This is a genomic window from Stenotrophomonas sp. 78350_Sma (genome assembly GCF_056482105.1).
Genome location: NZ_CM151182.1, coordinates 214,351 through 231,925 on the forward strand (window position 1 = coordinate 214,351; position 17,575 = coordinate 231,925).

Sequence of the window (17,575 nt, forward strand, 5' to 3'; positions counted from 1 at the left end):
CCCACCGATCCGATGACTGGCGAAACCGCGGCGGCTGTCGAACGCCGTCCCCACACTGCCGATTCCGGCGCCGAGACCCGCATCCAGCAGGGCACGCCGGCCTTCCGCCGCACCGCGTTGGCGCTGTTCCTGGCCGGATTCTCCACCTTCGGCCTGCTGTACACGGTGCAACCGCTGCTGCCCGAGTTCAGCCGCCACTTCGGCGTTTCTGCTGCCGGCAGCGCGATGTCGCTGTCGCTGACCACCGGCACGCTGGCCGTGGCCATGCTGCTGGCCGGCCTGTTGTCCGATGCGGTCGGCCGTCGTCCGTTGATGATCGTCGCGTTGCTGGCCTCGGCCATGCTGTCGCTGAGCACGGCGCTGGTGAACGACTGGACCACGCTGCTGGTGCTGCGCACCCTGCTCGGCCTGGCGCTGAGCGGCGTGCCGGCAGTGGCGATGACCTACCTGGTCGAGGAAATGGACAGCCGCGCGCTGGGCCTGGCGATGGGCCTGTATATCGGCGGCAATGCCATTGGTGGCATGAGCGGGCGCCTGCTGGCCGGCATCATCGCCGACCACTGGGGCTGGCGCTGGGGTATCGGCGTGGTCTCGATCATCGCCATCGCCAGCACCGTGCTGCTGTGGCTGCAGCTGCCGCCGTCGCGCCATTTCAGCGCGCGCCGCGACGGCCTGCGCCAGTTGCCGTCGCGCTGGCGCACGCTGTTCGCCGACCCGGGCCTGCCGTGGCTGTTCGCTACCTCGTTCGTGCTGATGGGCGTGTTCGTCACCCTCTACAACTACCTGGGCTATCACCTGCTGGCGCCGCCCTACCACCTCAGCCAGACCGTGGTCGGGCTGATCTTCAGCGTCTATCTGGTGGGCACCTTCAGTTCGGCGTGGATGGGCCAGCAGGCCACGCGCTACGGCCGCGGCCGCATCCTGTCGATCTCGTTCGCGCTGATCGGCGTCGGCATCGCGCTGCTGGCGATGCCGTGGCTGAGCACGATGGCGCTGGGTATCGCACTGGTGACCTTCGGCTTCTTCGGTGGCCATTCGGTCGCCAGCAGCTGGGTCGGCAGCCGCGCCGGCACGATGCGCGCGGAAGCGTCGGCGCTGTACCTGTTTGCCTACTACCTGGGGTCCAGTGTGCTGGGTGGTGTCGGTGGCCTGGCCTATGCAGCCTGGGACTGGCTGGGCGTGTGCCTGTTTGCCGCCGTACTGACGCTGATCGGTGGTGGCATCGTCTGGGCCCTGCAGCAGCGCGCCCCGCAGCCGGTTGCTGCCTGACGCCTGCCTCGCGTTCCGCACGGGCGCGGCGTTGCTCTGGTAGATGCCGACCTTGGTCGGCACTCTGGCACGGCAGCCAACCAAGGTTGGCGTCTACCAAACCTGATTGGTCGGCGCCTCACTCTTCGGCAAACGCGCCGCGCAACAATCCGGCGAAGTTGCGGATCAACGGCGTCACCCCTTCGCGGCGCCAGGCCAGCTGTACTTCCGAATGCGCGCCAGCATCGGCCAGTGCCACGAAGCGCGCGCCTTCGACCCGGATGTGATCGCACGACGACGGCAGGATTGCCGCACCCAGGCCGGCAGCAGCAAGACTGATCAGCGTCGAGGCTTCACCCGCTTCCTGCACGATGCGCGGCGTGAATCCGGCAGCCGCACACAACGCGATCATGTGGTCGTGGATGCCCGCGCCCGCGCTGCGCCGGAATGCCACGAACGGTTCCTGCGCGAAGTCGCGCAGCGACAGCGCGCCCTGCTTCGACAGTCTGCGCAGAGCAGGATGGTCGGCATGCACGATCAACGCCAGCGGATCGACGAACAGACTGTGCGCCACCAGTTCCGGCGGCAACGCGCGCTTGCGGATGATGCCCACGTCCAGCGAACCGTCGAGCAGCGCATCGATCTGCTGCAGCGTGTTCATCTCGCTCAGCTGCAGCCGTACCTGCGGGTACTGCTGGCGGTAATGCAGGATCGAACGCGGAATCTGCGGCGACAGTGGCGTGGCGCGGGTCAGGCCGATATGCAGCTCACCCTGCTCGCCGCGCTGCGCACGCTGCACCTCGTCCACCGCCGCTTCCACCTGCTGCACGATGGCGCGTGCACGTTCCTGCAGCAGCTCGCCCGCAGGTGTCAGCTGCACGCGACGATGACTGCGCACGAACAGGCGCGCCCCGATCAGGTCTTCCAGCTGCCGGATCTGCTGGCTGAGCGGCGGCTGCGACATGCCCAACCGCTCCGCCGCCTGGCCGAAGTGCAGGGTATCGGCGACAGCGAGGAAGTAACGCAGGTGGCGGAGTTCGATGGACATGCAGCAGCGGCAGATGACGCGCCCGGTCGGCCCGCCTATCTTACGGTCAGGAATCCACCGTGACCGGAACCCCATGCCCTTCGACCCGCCCATCCATCGCGAATGGTTGAACGCCTTCCTGGCCTGGGCTGCACCCCATGGCATCGCCACGCGCTGTCTCCCCACCGCCAACCCGGCTGGCAGGCTCGACATCGACACCGCGCAGGTCATCGCCCGCATCACCTACTGGAGTTCCGGTGAATGCGATGCTGAGATTCTTGATGTTGAATCAGAGCAGCGGATCTACCAATGCAGCTGGACCAACCTGCAGCCCGAACATTTCGACACCGCGTTCGCGCAATGGCTCGCCATCGTGGACGGCCCCACGGGGCAATCGCTCCCGCCGTGAGCTGCACGTAGGGTCAGAGCCCGTTGCAAGGCAGCGGGATCCGAGCCGCGGATCCAACAGTTCGATCATCTGTACGTCATCCACGCATGGCGTGGATCTACCGTGTCGACCAAGGTCGACACCCACCAACAGCAGCAGCAATCTGTCGAAGGCGGGGTGGGTCCGGTTGCGGGGGCGTGAGCCGCATGGATGCGGCGACCGAGCTTACAGGGACGTACTTGCAGCGTCCCCCGCAACCGGACCCACCCCGCCAACTCACGGAAGCCCGGCTTTTGACGTTGCAGTTGCCGTTGACGTTGACGTTGATTCGGCAGGTGCAGGGCGCAGCCCTGCCGAACACCCCTTACCGCTCCGAATGCCCGCTCTGGTCGTAATCGCGCGGACTGAACAACTCCGGCTGGATCAGCTCCACAAACGCCCGCGCCTGCGCCGACAACGCCTTGCCGCGCCGCACGATCACCCCGTAGCTGCGCTCCGGGAACCAGCGCTTCATCGACCGCGCCGCCAGCCGCTCGCGGTCGGCATCGTTCAGGCACAGCGCCGGCACGATGGAAATACCCATGCCCATCGCCACGTACTGCTTGATCACCTCCCAGCCACCGACCTCCAGCGCCACCGTGTACGCGATGCGGTGGCGCTGGAACACCTGGTCCACCAGCCGGTAGGTGATCTGCCGCTTCGGCGGCAGCACCAGCGGGTAGCGCGCGATGTCGGCCAGTTCCAGCTCACCGCCACTGGCCAGCGGATGGTCGTGCGGCGCGATCAGCACCTGCTCGAAACGATAGGCCGGTGCGTAGCTCAGGTCGGCCGGCACATCGGTCATCGAACCGATGGCCAGGTCGGCCGCGTCCTCGCGCAGCAGGTCGGTGCCATCGGCGCTGATCGCGTTGTGCAGGGTCAGGCGCACGTCCGGGTGGTGCAGGCGGAAGCGTTCGACGATCTTCGGCAGCAGGTACAGGATGGTGGAACTGTTGGCGGCGATGTTCAGTTCGCCTGCGTCCAGGCCGCGCACCTTGTCGCGGAAGCGCGCCTCCAGCCCATCCAGGTTCTCCACCAGTGGCTGTGCCATTTCGTACAGCAGCTGGCCCTCGCGACTGGGCACCAGGCGCCGCCCGCTGCGCTCGAACAACGGCACACCCAGCTCCCGTTCCAACGCCTGCAACTGCAGGCTGATGGCCGGCTGGCTGACGAAAAGTGCCTCAGCCGCCCGTGAGACCGAACCCAGGCGCACCGTCTGGCAGAACGCGCGCAGCGGCTTCAACCGGTCGGATTTGTAGGAAAAACGCGGACTTGGCGAGGGGCGCGTGGTCATGGCGTCACAAGTATTAGCACAATTTATGTAAAGCATTGCAAAAACTGTTTTGCCAAATACCAAGACCCAGCGGCACCGTGGAGACGTTCCCCCACCGCTGGAGTTGCCCCATGTCCGCCGTCGCTTCCGCTGTTCCCACCCCTGCCAGCAAGGCTACCCCCGGCATCGCCCTGGCGACCCGCGTGGCCGGCCAGGAGACCGTGCTGCCGGCACCGCTGCTGGCCCTGCTGGTCTCGCTGCACCGGGCGGTGGAACCGGGCCGGCAGGCGCGGCTGCAGGACCGCCGCAAGCGCCAGGCATTCTTCGACCAGGGCGGCCTGCCGGACTTCCGCGAAGACACCGCCGCGATCCGCAGCGGCGAGTGGCGCGTGGCCCCGCTGCCGACCGCGCTGCAGGACCGCCGCGTCGAGATCACCGGCCCGACCGATCCGAAGATGGTCATCAACGCGCTGAACTCCGGCGCCAAGGTGTTCATGGCCGACTTCGAGGATTCGACCTCGCCGACCTGGCGCAACCTGCTGGCCGGCCAGCAGTCGCTGGCGGCCGCCGTGCGCGGCGATCTGGAATTCACCGCACCGGCCGCCAACGGCAAGCCGGGCAAGCACTACACCCTGCGCCCCTACGACGAACAGGCGGTGCTGATCGTGCGCCCGCGTGGCTGGCACCTGGACGAGAAGCACGTGCGCATCGATGGCCAGTTCATTGCCGGTGGCCTGTTCGACGCGGCGGTGTTCGCCTTCCACAACGCCCGCACCCTGCAGGCGAAGGATCGTGGCCCGTACTTCTACCTGCCCAAGCTGCAGAGCATGGAAGAAGCGGCGCTGTGGGAGACCGCGCTGTCGCACATCGAAGGCATGCTGGGCCTGCCGCACGGCCAGATCAAGGTGACCGTGCTGATCGAAACGCTGCCGGCGGTGTTCGAGATGGACGAGATCCTGCACGCGCTGCGCGAGCGCATCGTCGGCCTCAACTGCGGCCGCTGGGATTACATCTTCTCCTACCTGAAGACCTTCCGCCGCCACGCTGACCGTGTGCTGCCCGAGCGCGGCCAGGTGACCATGACCCAGCCGTTCCTGAAGGCGTATTCGGAACTGCTGATCCAGACCTGCCACCGCCGCGGTGCGCATGCGATGGGCGGCATGGCCGCGCAGATCCCGATCAACAACGATGCCGCTGCCAACGAGCAGGCGATGGCCCGCGTGCGCGCCGACAAGCTGCGTGAGGTCACTGCCGGCCACGACGGCACCTGGGTCGCGCACCCGGCGCTGATTCCGGTGGCGATGGCGATCTTCGACGAGCACATGCCCGGTGCGAACCAGCACAGCGTGCTGCGCCACGATGTGCGCGTCGGTCGCGACGAGCTGATCGCACGGCCGCCGGGCACCATCACCCGCGCCGGCTTCGACGGCAACGTGGAAGTCTGCGTGCGCTATCTGGCCGCCTGGCTGGATGGCAACGGCTGCGTGCCGATCCATCACTTGATGGAGGACGCGGCCACCGCCGAGATCAGCCGCAGCCAGCTGTGGCAGTGGCTGCACACGCCGGGCCAGCAGCTGGACGATGGCACCGCGATCGACCTGGCTCTGCTCGACGCCACGCTGGCGCAGCTGCCAGCACGGCTGGGCGATACCGCCGCGCTGCCCGGTGGCGCACGCATCAGCGAAGCCATCGCCCTGCTCGGTGAACTGAGCCGCAGCGAAGAACTGACCGATTTCCTGACCCTGCCGGCCTACGCGCGCATCGATTGACCGACTGCCCGCAAACCCGTCGTTTCCCTCCCCGCTGCACGCACGAACCGAACTGGAGAAAGACATGAGCAAGCTGCCCACTGCCGAACAGATCCAGCACGACTGGGACACCAACCCGCGCTGGGAAGGCATCCAGCGCAACTACAGCGCCGCCGACGTGGTGCGCCTGCGCGGCACCGTGCACATCGAGCACTCGCTGGCCCGCCTGGGCGCGGAGAAGCTGTGGGCGTCGCTGCACGAGCGCGAGTTCGTCAACGCGCTGGGTGCGCTGACCGGCAACCAGGCCATGCAGCAGGTCAAGGCCGGCCTGAAGGCGATCTACCTGTCCGGTTGGCAGGTGGCGGCCGACGCCAACCTGGCCGGCCAGATGTATCCGGACCAGTCGCTGTACCCGGCCGATTCGGTGCCGGCGGTGGTCAAGCGCATCAACAACACCCTGCTGCGCGCCGACCAGCTGCACCACGCCGAAGGCAAGGATGACATCGACTTCCTGCAGCCGATCGTGGCCGACGCCGAAGCCGGTTTTGGCGGCGTGCTCAACGCGTTCGAGCTGATGAAGGCGATGATCGAGGCCGGCGCCGCCGGCGTGCACTTCGAGGACCAGCTGGCCTCGGTGAAGAAGTGCGGGCACATGGGCGGCAAGGTGCTGGTGCCGACCCGCGAGGCGATCGAGAAGCTCAACGCCGCGCGCCTGGCCGCCGACGTGCTGGGTGTGCCGACCCTGCTGGTGGCGCGCACCGACGCCGAAGCCGCCGACCTGCTGACCAGCGACATCGACGGCAACGACAAGCCGTTCGCCACCGGCGAGCGCACCGTCGAGGGCTTCTACAAGACCCGCAATGGTCTGGACCAGGCGATCAGCCGTGGCCTGGCCTATGCACCGTATGCCGACCTGGTGTGGTGCGAGACCGGAAAGCCGGATCTGGAATTCGCACGCAAGTTCGCCGAGGCAATCCATGCGAAGTTCCCGGGCAAGCTGCTGGCCTACAACTGCTCGCCCAGCTTCAACTGGAAGAAGAACCTGGACGACGCCACCATCGCCAGGTTCCAGCGCGAGCTGGGCAGCTACGGCTACAAGTTCCAGTTCATCACCCTGGCCGGTTTCCATGCGCTGAACTACGGCATGTTCAACCTGGCCCACGGCTATGCACGCCGCCAGATGAGCGCCTTCGTGGAACTGCAGGAGGCCGAGTTCGAAGCAGCCGAGCGTGGCTTCACCGCGGTCAAGCACCAGCGCGAGGTCGGCACCGGTTACTTCGATGCCGTGACCCAGGCGATCCAGCAGGGCCAGTCCTCGACCACCGCGTTGACCGGTTCGACGGAAGAAGAACAGTTCCACGGCGGGCGCAGCGAACGCGCCGCGTGATGCGGTAGTGCCGGCCGCTGGCCGGCGACCATGTGATCTTCCGGGCATTGCAGGGAAGCCGGCCAGCGGCCGGCTCTACCGAAGCCTCGAAATCCGATCAGGGTGGCCAGGGAAGGGCCAGGCAACGCCGGTGGGTCGGGGGACCTGCCGGCGTTGTTGTGTCGATGGGGAACAGATGGAGGCCGCCAGCGTCAATCCGGCGCACCCCACGGCCCGGCAACTTGGCCGAAACCCTGTGAAGGTGGCCATCAGATTGATCCGGAACGACTTTTCCCTCGATCGTGGCGGACAGAACGGCCACCGCGCGCCTTCACATCGGGAAAGCGGACCTCAAGGCTCAAAATGAGATAGGGCGCACATTTTAAAGCGGTGCTATGCTCCGCGGCTCACCAGGGGACGCTGGCGGCGGGTGCAGGGAATGACCGGCAGGGGTGCGGCCGAGAACAGTGATGTGACGTCAGGTATCGCCCGGGTGGCGATGGCCGAGATCGTGCATGCGTTGCTGTCCGATGCCGAAGTCGCATTGTTCGCCAGATTTGCCCGTCCATGCAAGCTTCATGCCGGACAGTGGCTGTTCCAGCGTGGGCATCGTGGCGAGCGCATGTACGTGATCCTGGAAGGCCAGATCGAACTGGACTTCGGCGAGGACCTGGTGATCAAGACTCTCGGGCAGCAGGAGTTCTTCGGTGAGCTGGGCCTGCTGGTGGGTGACCACCCGCGCAGCGCCAGTGCGCGCGCCCTGGTGGACTGCGAGGTGCTTGAGCTGGGGCCCGCCGACTTCCATCGCCTGGTCGAATCCGATCCGGGCCTGGTCGCCTACTTCCTGCGCCGCACGATCATGCGCGTGCTGACCAACGAACAGGCCCTGATCAGCCAGCTGCGCCGGCGCAACCATGACCTGGAAACCGCGCTGGACAACCTCTACATCACCACCCACCAGCTGACCCACACCCGTGAGCTGGTGCGTACCGATGAACTGACCGGACTGCACAACCGCCGTGGCCTCACTCTGTACCTGCAGGAATGCCGTGCCGATGGCAGTGGGCTGCCGCAGGCGCTGCTGCTGATCGACTGCGACCGCTTCAAGCAGATCAATGACCGCCATGGCCATCAGGCCGGCGATCGCGTGCTGCAGAGCATGGGCAACATCCTGCGCTCGATGGCCGGCGAGCAGGACCTGACCTGCCGGCTCGGCGGTGACGAGTTCTGCCTGATCCTGCGTCGTGGCAACCACGAGATCGTGCAGCACGCGGCCGAGTTCATCCTCAGCGCGGTACATGGTCTGCTCGAACGCAGCCACGGCACGCCGCACGTCAGCCTGGTCAGCATCGGCGCCAGCCTGCTGGACCCGGATGCGGGCTGGAGCGAGTGGTACGCCAGCGCGGACCGTGCGCTGTACCAGGCCAAGCGCGATGGTGGCAACTGCCTGCGTTGGGCAGACGCAGTGGACTCACCCTAGATCGGGAGACAGAGGCGATGAATGGCGACAACGGAACGTCGGCGCCGCACAACCAGCAACTGCGCGCCCTGCTGTTCACCGACCTGTGTGACTCGCTGCTGCTGGTCGAGCGCATCGGCGATGTCGCCGCCGCCGAACTGTTCCAGGAACACGACCGGCTGGTGCTGGCGCTGCAGCAGCGCTGGAACGGCCAGCTGATCGATCGCTCCGACGGGTTGTTCATGCTGTTCGAGCGCCCGATCGACGCGCTTGGCTTCGCATTGGATTACCAGCGTGGACTGCAGCCGCTGGGGCAGAGACACGAGATCCATCTGCAGGCGCGGGCCGGTCTGCATGTGGGCGATGTGCTCACCTGGGAGAACAGCGCCGAGGCAGTGCGGGCTGGCGCCAAGGCGATTGAAGTCGAAGGCCTGGCCAAGCCGACGGCGGCGCGCCTGATGCAGTTGGCGCGGCCGGGCCAGATCCTGCTTTCGGCGGTGGCCGAATCCATCGTGCGTCGCTCCAGTGGGTCGCTGGGCGCGATGGCTGAAGGCCTGCAATGGCGATCGTTCGGGCGATGGCGTTTCAAGGGCGTGAGCCAGCCAGCCGAAGTCTACGGCGTGCAGGCGGCGGGCATGCCCACGCCGGGGCGGCTGCGGCACACGGCCAAGGCCCGGCGTGACCTGCCGTTGTGGCGCCGTCCACTGGCGATGGCGGCGCAGGCTGCCGTACTGCTGGCCGCGGTGCTTGGCGTCTGGTTGCTGACCCGGCCACAGCCGGCCATCGCGTTCGCCGAACGCGATTGGGTGGTGCTCGGCGGGCTGCATAACTTCACCGGCAATCGCCTGCTCGATGACGCCCTGGACCAGGCGTTCCGGATCAGTCTCGAGCAGTCCCGCTACGTCAACGTCGTCAGTGACGACCGCGTCGGCCGCACCCTTGAGATGATGCGGAAACCGCTGGATGGTGGCGTCCGCGAACGCGGCGATGCCGCCGCTGTGGCGGTACGCACGGGCGCCCGCCTGGTGTTCGTGCCATCGGCTACCGATGTCGGCGGCCGCACCCGCTTCAGCGTGGAGGTGATCGAGCCGTCGACGCTGCGCACCCTGGCTGTGGTATCCGCCGATGCGAAGGCGGGTGCGGTACTGGCGGCGGTGGACGATGTTTCGCGCCAGCTGCGCGATCGCCTGGGCGAAGAGCCCGCATTGATCCAGCGCGACAGCCAATCCCTGCCTGAGGTGACCACGGGCAGCATGGATGCGCTGCGTGCGTTTGCCTTGGGCCAGAAGCGCTACGTGCGCGGTGACTACAAGGGAGCATTGGCGTTTTACCAGCAGGCCACGGAAATCGATCCAGAATTCGCACTGGCATGGCTGGGACAGACTCGGAGCCATTTCGCGGATGCGGATTTCTCCCGTGCCGCCAGCGTGTTGAAGAAGGCACAGCGATGGTCCCGGCATCTGACCACACGTGAAGCGCTCTACGTACGCAACTGGACCCTTCATCTGGGCGACCCGGACCGCGCAACCGATGGATGGATGCAGATGGCCGAGTTGTATCCGGACTATCTGCCGGCTGCGAACAATGCTGCGATCAGCCTCTATTGCGAGAACCGTTTCAGCGAAGCACTGCCGCTGGCGCAACGCGTTGCGATGAGCCAGGTCGATCTATTGGGCGTTGGCCAGGATCAGTACGGCCGCATCCTGCTGGCAATGGGGCGGTTCGATGAAGCAGACCGCGCGCTTTCCGTTGCAGCGGCCAGCGGCTGGCAGGGAGCACTGATGCGACAGGCGACCGTTGCAGCGGCGCGAGGCGACCTGGCACGGTCCCTGGGCTTGTTGCAGAAGATCGACGCCAGCGACTATCACGCCGACAACATCCGCATTTCCGTCCAGCTGGACAAGGGTGACATCCAGGCCGCGCTGTGGAATGCCGAGCGCGGCATGAAGCGGAGCTACACCATGCCCGGTGTTGACCGCTTCAACTTCTATGTTCCCCTGGCCGTCGCGCGATTGCAGGCGGGCCAGCATTCAAGCGTCGGACCGCTGCTGGATGAGGCGATCCACCGGACATTCGAAGGCATCGAATCAGTTCCCGTGGTCGATGCCGTTGATCGTATCGTCACCGCCCAGGCCGCGGCACTTGTAGGGTTGCGCATGGGGGACGCCCGCTACGCCAGGCAGGTCGAGCGTCGCTGGGCTTCGTTGCAGAGAAAGCCGGAAAGCGCCGTCATCCGCGAATTCGATGCTGTGCTGGGCGCGGAGAGGCTGCGCGCATCAGGTAAACCGCTGCAGGCACTCCAGCTGCTCGAACCCTATCTGGGTGCTCGCTCGCGGGTGCAATCGCGGGTCGCGGCGATGAAGGCGGCCCGCGATGCGGGCTTGGATGCCCAGATGCTCGACCAGAAGCGTTGGCTGGCCTCCAACCCCGGCCTTGCGTACGCAGAGATCGAATGCAGTTACTGCCTGCAGGCGATGAACGTGCTGGATGTGCGCGAGGCTGCCCGGCCTTTGCCCGCAGCGGAGACCAGGCCCGAAGGGTGAGCGGTTCTCAGCGGAGCGTACGCGGGGAATTACCTGTGTTGCCGTTCTCGAGCATTGGCACGGTGTAGGCCGTTCCACTGGACAGCATCGCGACGATCTGCGCGTGTGCCTGCTCGATGACGGCTTTGTCCGCCAGCTCGATGGAGGCACAGCACATGGCGACGAACTGGCTCAGCTCGGCCGGATCTGCAGGAACGTGGCCGGCTTCCAGCAACGCCGCCTCCGGCGACTGGGTGAAGCGGCCGCGGAATGCGTCATCGGTGGCGAGCAGGTTCACAAGATTCTGCGCGACGGCAGGTTCCAGCTGCAGGGTGGGCATGGTGGGGTCCGGAAACGTCGATATGGAACCTTGATGTCGGCGCAGGGGAGCGCTTCTTGAGTGACCGCCGCGCTGCCATCAAGGAATCGCGGTATCGCTCGATAACGTGGCAGGAATATCCAAAGGAAAGAACATGCAGGTCAGGCGCTGTTCGGTACTGATGATGGAGCTGCGGGAAACGGCAACGTTCGACCTGCAGGGCCTGATGCAGGGCGGTGATGGGCTTCGTCGCAGGCAGGCCTGGCTTGCGCTCGCGCCGCACTTGCCCGAACCGGTCGAACTGGATGCCAGGCAGCAGGCCTGGCTGGGTCGGCTCAGCCCCAGCGCATGGCAGGAGGTCGCGGTGGACAGCGAGGAGGCGGGCATGGTGTCGCCCCTGCAGCAGGCAGGGCTGGTGTTTGTCCAGGGCAGCGCGACGGATGCAGCGTCGATTGCCGACGAGGCATTGCGCTCGACCTACTGGCACCCGCTTGCTGCCGTGCTGCACGCATTCTCGCGCTGGGATGGGGTGGATGCCGTCGGCAACATGCGCGCGTCCAGGACCGAGACGGCCGTGCAGATGCGTGAAACACTGGGAGCGCCGCCTGCGACCACGGTGTCACGTTGCAGCGAAGGCGCCATTGCGCTGCCCAGGGCCGAGCCGGCAGCCTTCGACACGCTGCTGGCCCGTCGCGCAACCTGTCGCAACTTCGACTGGCAGCGACCGCTGCCGCTGCCGATGCTGGCGCGGATGTTGCAGCGGACCTTCGGCAGCACCGGAGAACACCGTGTCGGCGAGGACCTGGTGTTCATGAAGAAGAACGTGCCCTCCGGTGGCGGGCTGCATCCCATCGAGGCCTATCTGGTGGTGCAGCACGTCGAAGGGCTGCCGGCGGGCCTGTACCACTATCGCGGCGATACCCATGTGCTGGAGCCGGTGGCCTCGGACAGCGAGGTGGACCGTGACTTCGTGATGGATGTTGTGGGCCAGCAGCACTGGTTTGCCGATGCGCACGTGCTGGTGATCCTGGCGCCGCGCTTCGACCGTACATTCTGGAAGTATCGCCAGCACGCGAAAAGCTACCGCGTCATCGCCCTTGAGGCGGGTCATCTGTCCCAGACACTGTATCTGGCCGCGACCGACGATGGCCTGGGTGCGTTCATCACTGCGGCAATCAACGAGAAAGCAATCGAGCGTGCCCTTTCCTTGGATCCCGTCACCGATGGCGTGCTCGCTGTGTGCGGCTTCGGCTGGCGCGCCGCGACCATGACCACGACCGAGCTGGACCCTGCAGGCACGATCTGGAACCTTGAAGACCGCGCGGGCTGACCCCGCGCGGCCTCTGCTGCATCACGCCGCTTCGAAGTCCACCAGTACCGTGCCATCACCCACCTGGTCGCCGGCCTTGGCGCGATAGCCCTTCACCGTCCCATCCGCCGGTGCCTGCAGGGTGTGCTCCATCTTCATCGCTTCCAGCACCACCAGCGGCGTGCCGCGCTTGACCTCGGTGCCGGCCGCGACCAGTGTCGCGACGATCTTGCCCGGCATCGGCGCCAGCAGGCTGCCGGCATCGGCCACGGCGTGGTCCGATTCGCCCACCGGATCGTGCAGGGTGAAGCGGTGCTGGCCGTCGGCGCCGAACAGGTACAGCTGGTCACCGTCGCGCAGCAGCTGCAGCGACCAGCGGCGTTCGCCCAGCTGCACGGTAAGATGCTGCGCATCGGCTGTGCCGATCACCTGAACCGGCGCGGCGTCATCGCGCTGCACGCGCCAGCCATCGGCCTGTGCCCACACTTTCAGCGTGTGCTTGCGTTCGCCCTGCTGCAGCGGCAGCACGCGCGGTGCCGATGCGCCGAGGCGCCAGCCATCCTGGGCCTGCCATGGCGAATGCGGGTCGCGCGCGTCGGTGCTGGCACCGGCAGTGCCAGCAACCGCGGCCACGGCGGCCAGCTGCCACAGGGCGTCATCCGTGTCGCCCACTGCACTCAATGCCGCCTGTTCGCGTTCGATCAGCGCGGTATCCAGCTTGGCGTGCGCGAACGAATCGGTGTTCACCAGCCGGCGCAGGAAGCCGGCATTGGTGGTCACGCCCACCACCTGGCAGTCGGCCAGCGCCTGGCTCATGCGGCGCAGCGCGGCGTCGCGGTCCACGTCCCAGACGATCAGCTTGGCAATCATCGGGTCGTAGTACGGGGTGATGCTGTCGCCTTCCTCCACGCCGGTATCCACGCGCACATGGGCCGATGGCGTCGGCAGGCGCAGGCGGCGCAGGGTGCCGGTGGACGGCAGGAAGCCACGGTCGGCATCTTCTGCGTACAGCCGCGCCTCGATGGCGTGGCCGTGGATGGCCAGCTGGTCCTGGCGCAGCGGCAGAGGCTGGCCCGAGGCCACGCGCAGCTGCCACTCCACCAGATCGGTACCGGTGATGTACTCGGTGACCGGGTGTTCGACCTGCAGGCGGGTGTTCATTTCCATGAAGTAGAAATCGCCATCCGGGCCGGCGATGAACTCCACCGTGCCGGCACCGACGTAGCCCACCGCACGCGCGGCATCGACCGCGGCCTTGCCCATCGCAGCACGACGTTCCGCGCTCATGCCCGGGGCGGGTGCCTCTTCCAGCACCTTCTGGTGACGGCGCTGCACCGAGCAGTCGCGCTCGAACAGGTAGACCGCCTCGCCGTGGCTGTCGCCAAATACCTGGATCTCGATATGGCGCGGGCGCTCGACGTACTTCTCGACCAGCACGTGGTCGTTGCCGAATGCCGAGGCCGCCTCGCGCTGGCAGCTGGCCAGCGCATCGACGAAGTCCTCGCTGCGCTCGACCTTGCGCATGCCCTTGCCACCGCCGCCGGCACTGGCCTTGATCAGCACCGGGTAGCCGATGCCATCGGCCTGCGCGCGCAGGAAGTCCGGCGCCTGCTGGTCGCCGTGGTAGCCCGGGGTCAGCGGCACACCGGCCTTGGCCATCAGTGCCTTGGCCGCGCTCTTGTCGCCCATCGCGCGGATGGCGCTGGCCGGCGGTCCGATGAAGGTGATGCCGGCGGCGGCGCAGGCGTCGGCGAAATCGGCGTTCTCGGACAGGAAGCCGTAGCCGGGGTGGATGGCCTGCGCGCCGGTCAGGCGTGCGGCGTCGAGCAGGACATCGCCGCGCAGGTAGCTCTCACGTGCAGCGGCCGGACCAATGTGGATGGCTTCGTCGGCCAGGCGCACGTGGCGTGCGTTGCGGTCGGCATCGGAATACACCGCCACGGTGGCGATACCGAGGCGTCGGCAGGTGGCGATGACGCGGCAGGCGATCTCGCCGCGGTTGGCAATCAGGATCTTGGTGAACATGGCAGCGGGCTTCATGTGGGCTTGCTCGGTCATGGCACGGGTCACATGCGGAACACGCCGAAGCGCGTCTGCTGCGGGGCGGCGTTGAGGCTGGCCGACAGGGCCAGGGCGAGCACGCGGCGGGTGTCGGCCGGATCGATCACGCCGTCGTCCCACAGGCGCGCGCTGGCGTAGTAGGGATGGCCCTGTTGTTCGAACTGCTCGCGGATCGGCGCCTTGAACGCATCTTCTTCCGCTGCCGGCCACTGCCCGCCCTTGGCTTCGATGCCATCGCGCTTGACCGTGGCAAGCACGCTGGCGGCCTGCTCGCCACCCATCACGCCGATGCGCGCGTTCGGCCACATCCACAGGAAGTTCGGCGAGTACGCACGGCCGCACATGCCGTAGTTGCCGGCGCCGAACGAGCCGCCGATGACCACGGTGAACTTGGGCACCTTGGCGCAGGCCACGGCCATCACCAGTTTGGCCCCGTCCTTGGCGATGCCGCCCTGTTCGTACTTGCGGCCGACCATGAAGCCGGTGATGTTCTGCAGGAACACCAGCGGGATGTTGCGCTGGGTGCACAGCTCGATGAAGTGCGCGCCCTTCAGCGCCGACTCCGAGAACAGGATGCCGTTGTTGGCGATGATGCCGATCGGGTAGCCGTTCAGATGCGCGAAGCCGGTCACCAGCGTTGCGCCGTAGCGCGGCTTGAATTCATCGAAACGCGAACCGTCCACCAGTCGCGCGATCACTTCGCGCACGTCGTAGGGCTTGCGCGTATCGGCCGGGATCACCCCGTACAGTTCATGCGCCGGCAGCAGCGGTTCTTCGCTGGCCTGCATCGCCATCGCCGGTTCCGGCTTGCGCCAGTTGAGCTGGGCGATGATCGCACGCACCCGTGCGAGTGCCTGCAGGTCGTTGTCGGCCATGTGGTCGGCCACGCCGGAAATGCGCGTGTGCACGTCGGCACCGCCCAGTTCCTCGGCCGTCACCACTTCGCCGGTGGCCGCCTTCACCAGCGGTGGGCCGCCCAGGAAGATCGTGCCCTGCTCGCGCACGATCACGGTCTCGTCGCTCATCGCCGGCACGTAGGCGCCACCGGCGGTGCAGCTGCCCATCACGCAGGCGATCTGCGGAATGCCCTGCGCCGACAGGTTGGCCTGGTTGAAGAAGATGCGGCCGAAATGGTCGCGGTCGGGGAACACCTCGTCCTGCAGCGGCAGGAACGCGCCACCGGAATCGACCAGGTAGATGCACGGCAGGTGGTTCTGCTCGGCGATCTCCTGCGCGCGCAGGTGCTTCTTCACCGTCATCGGGTAGTAGGTGCCGCCCTTGACCGTGGCGTCGTTGGCCACGATCACGCATTCCACGCCGCTCACGCGGCCGATGCCGGCCACCACGCCGGCGGCAGGCACGGCGTCTTCGTACATGCCATGCGCGGCCAGCGGCGCGATTTCCAGGAAGGCGCTGCCGGGGTCGAGCAGGGCATCAATGCGGTCGCGCACCAGCAGCTTGCCGCGTGCGGTGTGCTTGGCGCGTGCGGCTTCGCTGCCACCCAGCGCGGTGCGCGCCAGGGTGGCATGCAGGTCGTCGACCACGGCCTGCATGGCCGCGCGGTTGCTTTCAAACGTTTCGCTGCCCGGTTGCAGCTGGCTGTTCAGGACGGTCATCGCGGTGGCCTTACAGGGTGCGCTGGAACAGTTCACGGCCGATCAGCATGCGGCGGATCTCCGAAGTGCCGGCGCCGATTTCATACAGCTTGGCGTCGCGCCACAAACGGCCGGTCGGGTATTCGTTGATGTAGCCGTTGCCGCCCAGGATCTGGATCGCCTGGCCGGTCAGCCAGGTGGCCTTCTCGGCGGCATACAGGATGGCACCGGCGGCGTCCTGGCGGGTGGTGCGGCCCTGGTCGCAGGCGCGCGCCACGGCATAGACATAGGCGCGGCAGGCGCCCAGGCCCACGTACATGTCGGCGATCTTGCCCTGGATCAGCTGGAAGCTGCCGATCGCTTCACCGAACTGGTGGCGCTCGTGCACGTACGGCATCACCACGTCCATCGCCGCGGCCATCAGGCCCAGCGGACCACCAGAGAGCACCACGCGCTCGTAGTCCAGGCCGGACATCAGCACGCGCACGCCGCCACCGATCTGGCCCAGCACGTTTTCTTCCGGTACTTCGCAGTCCTGGAACACCAGCTCGCAGGTGGGCGAGGAACGCATGCCCAGCTTGTCCAGCTTCTGCGCGGTGGAAAAGCCCTTCATGCCCTTTTCGACCAGGAACGCGGTGATGCCCTTGGCGCCAGCGTCCATGTCGGTCTTGGCATAGACCACCAGCACGTCGGCGTCCGGGCCGTTGGTGATCCACATCTTGTTGCCGTTGAGCACGTAGCGGTCACCGCGCTTGTCGGCGCGCAGCTTCATCGACACCACGTCCGAACCGGCACCCGGCTCGCTCATCGCCAGTGCGCCGATCAGGCTGCCGTTGCACAGGCCCGGCAGGAAGCGCTGCTTCTGTTCTTCGTTGCCGTTCTTGCGCAGCTGGTTCACGCAAAGGTTGGAGTGCGCGCCGTAGGACAGGCCGATGCCGCCGGAAGCACGCGAGATCTCTTCCATCGCCACCACGTGGGCCAGGTAGCCCATGCCGGTGCCGCCGTATTCTTCTTCCACGGTGAGGCCGAGCAGGCCCTGTTCGCCCAGCTTCGGCCACAGGGCCAGCGGGAACTGATTGGTGGCATCGGCCTCGGCGGCCAGCGGTGCGACCTCGGCGGCGGCAAAATGGGCCACGCTCTGGCGCAGCAGGTCGATGTCTTCGCCAAGATCGAAGTTCAGGGATGGCACGTGCATTGTGGTGGCTCCACGGCGGGATGGCA

Annotated in this window: 13 protein-coding genes; 7 read left to right on the forward strand and 6 right to left on the reverse strand. The window is 66.9% G+C overall.

What is annotated here, in order from left to right; all coding sequences use genetic code 11:
* Positions 1-12: 12 nt before the first annotated feature.
* Positions 13-1,269, forward strand: coding sequence for an MFS transporter (locus ACZK4H_RS00905; RefSeq protein WP_099551558.1), 1,257 nt, complete (start codon positions 13-15; stop codon positions 1,267-1,269).
* Positions 1,270-1,387: 118 nt separating this feature from the next.
* On the opposite strand, the gene ACZK4H_RS00910 is transcribed toward ACZK4H_RS00905, so the two are convergent.
* Positions 1,388-2,296: a LysR family transcriptional regulator gene (locus ACZK4H_RS00910; RefSeq protein ID WP_099551557.1), complete on the reverse strand. Its 909-nt coding sequence runs from the start codon at positions 2,294-2,296 to the stop codon at positions 1,388-1,390.
* A 73-nt stretch (positions 2,297-2,369) separates the two neighbouring features.
* Here ACZK4H_RS00910 and ACZK4H_RS00915 point away from each other — a divergent pair, with 73 nt between their 5' ends.
* Positions 2,370-2,684 (forward strand): immunity protein TriTu family protein, encoded by a 315-nt coding sequence (locus ACZK4H_RS00915; protein ID WP_099551556.1) that lies wholly within the window; start codon positions 2,370-2,372, stop codon positions 2,682-2,684.
* 343 nt (positions 2,685-3,027) lie between these two features.
* Here the strand turns inward: ACZK4H_RS00915 and ACZK4H_RS00920 are convergent, their stop codons facing one another.
* Positions 3,028-3,996: a LysR family transcriptional regulator gene (locus tag ACZK4H_RS00920; RefSeq protein WP_099551555.1), complete on the reverse strand. Its 969-nt coding sequence runs from the start codon at positions 3,994-3,996 to the stop codon at positions 3,028-3,030.
* Between the two features lie 110 nt (positions 3,997-4,106).
* On the opposite strand from ACZK4H_RS00920, the gene aceB reads away from it, so the two are divergent.
* The 4 genes from aceB to ACZK4H_RS00940 all read left to right on the forward strand — a co-directional run bounded on the left by aceB (position 4,107) and on the right by ACZK4H_RS00940 (position 11,091).
* Positions 4,107-5,744, forward strand: a complete 1,638-nt coding sequence (aceB, locus tag ACZK4H_RS00925) for a malate synthase A (RefSeq protein WP_099551554.1) — start codon at positions 4,107-4,109, stop codon at positions 5,742-5,744.
* Between the two features lie 64 nt (positions 5,745-5,808).
* Entirely contained in the window at positions 5,809-7,110 is a 1,302-nt protein-coding gene (gene aceA, locus ACZK4H_RS00930; protein ID WP_069118153.1) for an isocitrate lyase, read from the forward strand.
* A 418-nt stretch (positions 7,111-7,528) separates the two neighbouring features.
* The gene (locus ACZK4H_RS00935) at positions 7,529-8,569 is read left to right on the forward strand and encodes a GGDEF domain-containing protein (protein WP_099551553.1); all 1,041 of its coding nucleotides are present in this window, start codon (positions 7,529-7,531) and stop codon (positions 8,567-8,569) included.
* Between the two features lie 17 nt (positions 8,570-8,586).
* Positions 8,587-11,091, forward strand: a complete 2,505-nt coding sequence (locus ACZK4H_RS00940) for a putative peptide modification system cyclase (RefSeq protein ID WP_185959199.1) — start codon at positions 8,587-8,589, stop codon at positions 11,089-11,091.
* A gap of 7 nt (positions 11,092-11,098) precedes the next feature.
* On the opposite strand, the gene ACZK4H_RS00945 is transcribed toward ACZK4H_RS00940, so the two are convergent.
* Complete coding sequence (locus ACZK4H_RS00945; RefSeq protein ID WP_049452942.1) at positions 11,099-11,410, reverse strand: NHLP-related RiPP peptide; 312 nt, start codon at positions 11,408-11,410, stop codon at positions 11,099-11,101.
* 133 nt (positions 11,411-11,543) lie between these two features.
* On the opposite strand from ACZK4H_RS00945, the gene ACZK4H_RS00950 reads away from it, so the two are divergent.
* Positions 11,544-12,719: a putative peptide maturation dehydrogenase gene (locus ACZK4H_RS00950; RefSeq protein WP_088430670.1), complete on the forward strand. Its 1,176-nt coding sequence runs from the start codon at positions 11,544-11,546 to the stop codon at positions 12,717-12,719.
* Positions 12,720-12,740: 21 nt separating this feature from the next.
* Here the strand turns inward: ACZK4H_RS00950 and ACZK4H_RS00955 are convergent, their stop codons facing one another.
* From ACZK4H_RS00955 to ACZK4H_RS00965, 3 genes are read right to left on the reverse strand one after another with little or no spacing between them, the layout of a single operon-like run.
* Positions 12,741-14,723, reverse strand: coding sequence for an acetyl-CoA carboxylase biotin carboxylase subunit (locus ACZK4H_RS00955; RefSeq protein ID WP_099551551.1), 1,983 nt, complete (start codon positions 14,721-14,723; stop codon positions 12,741-12,743).
* Positions 14,724-14,764: 41 nt separating this feature from the next.
* Entirely contained in the window at positions 14,765-16,375 is a 1,611-nt protein-coding gene (locus ACZK4H_RS00960) for a carboxyl transferase domain-containing protein (protein WP_099551550.1), read from the reverse strand.
* A gap of 10 nt (positions 16,376-16,385) precedes the next feature.
* Entirely contained in the window at positions 16,386-17,549 is a 1,164-nt protein-coding gene (locus tag ACZK4H_RS00965) for an isovaleryl-CoA dehydrogenase (protein ID WP_099551549.1), read from the reverse strand.
* Positions 17,550-17,575: the final 26 nt, after the last annotated feature.

What these genes read in the sequence shown, in the direction of transcription:
- ACZK4H_RS00915 (WP_099551556.1), top strand. Translation starts at nt 2,370, where the DNA reads ATGCCCTTCGACCCGCCCATCCATCGCGAATGGTTGAACGCCTTCCTG.
- ACZK4H_RS00950 (WP_088430670.1), top strand. Translation starts at nt 11,544, where the DNA reads ATGCAGGTCAGGCGCTGTTCGGTACTGATGATGGAGCTGCGGGAAACG.
- ACZK4H_RS00945 (WP_049452942.1), bottom strand. Translation starts at nt 11,410, where the DNA reads ATGCCCACCCTGCAGCTGGAACCTGCCGTCGCGCAGAATCTTGTGAAC.
- ACZK4H_RS00905 (WP_099551558.1), top strand. Translation starts at nt 13, where the DNA reads ATGACTGGCGAAACCGCGGCGGCTGTCGAACGCCGTCCCCACACTGCC.
- ACZK4H_RS00965 (WP_099551549.1), bottom strand. Translation starts at nt 17,549, where the DNA reads ATGCACGTGCCATCCCTGAACTTCGATCTTGGCGAAGACATCGACCTG.
- ACZK4H_RS00960 (WP_099551550.1), bottom strand. Translation starts at nt 16,375, where the DNA reads ATGACCGTCCTGAACAGCCAGCTGCAACCGGGCAGCGAAACGTTTGAA.
- ACZK4H_RS00935 (WP_099551553.1), top strand. Translation starts at nt 7,529, where the DNA reads ATGACCGGCAGGGGTGCGGCCGAGAACAGTGATGTGACGTCAGGTATC.
- ACZK4H_RS00955 (WP_099551551.1), bottom strand. Translation starts at nt 14,723, where the DNA reads ATGTTCACCAAGATCCTGATTGCCAACCGCGGCGAGATCGCCTGCCGC.
- ACZK4H_RS00910 (WP_099551557.1), bottom strand. Translation starts at nt 2,296, where the DNA reads ATGTCCATCGAACTCCGCCACCTGCGTTACTTCCTCGCTGTCGCCGAT.
- ACZK4H_RS00940 (WP_185959199.1), top strand. Translation starts at nt 8,587, where the DNA reads ATGAATGGCGACAACGGAACGTCGGCGCCGCACAACCAGCAACTGCGC.
- ACZK4H_RS00920 (WP_099551555.1), bottom strand. Translation starts at nt 3,996, where the DNA reads ATGACCACGCGCCCCTCGCCAAGTCCGCGTTTTTCCTACAAATCCGAC.
- aceA (WP_069118153.1), top strand. Translation starts at nt 5,809, where the DNA reads ATGAGCAAGCTGCCCACTGCCGAACAGATCCAGCACGACTGGGACACC.
- aceB (WP_099551554.1), top strand. Translation starts at nt 4,107, where the DNA reads ATGTCCGCCGTCGCTTCCGCTGTTCCCACCCCTGCCAGCAAGGCTACC.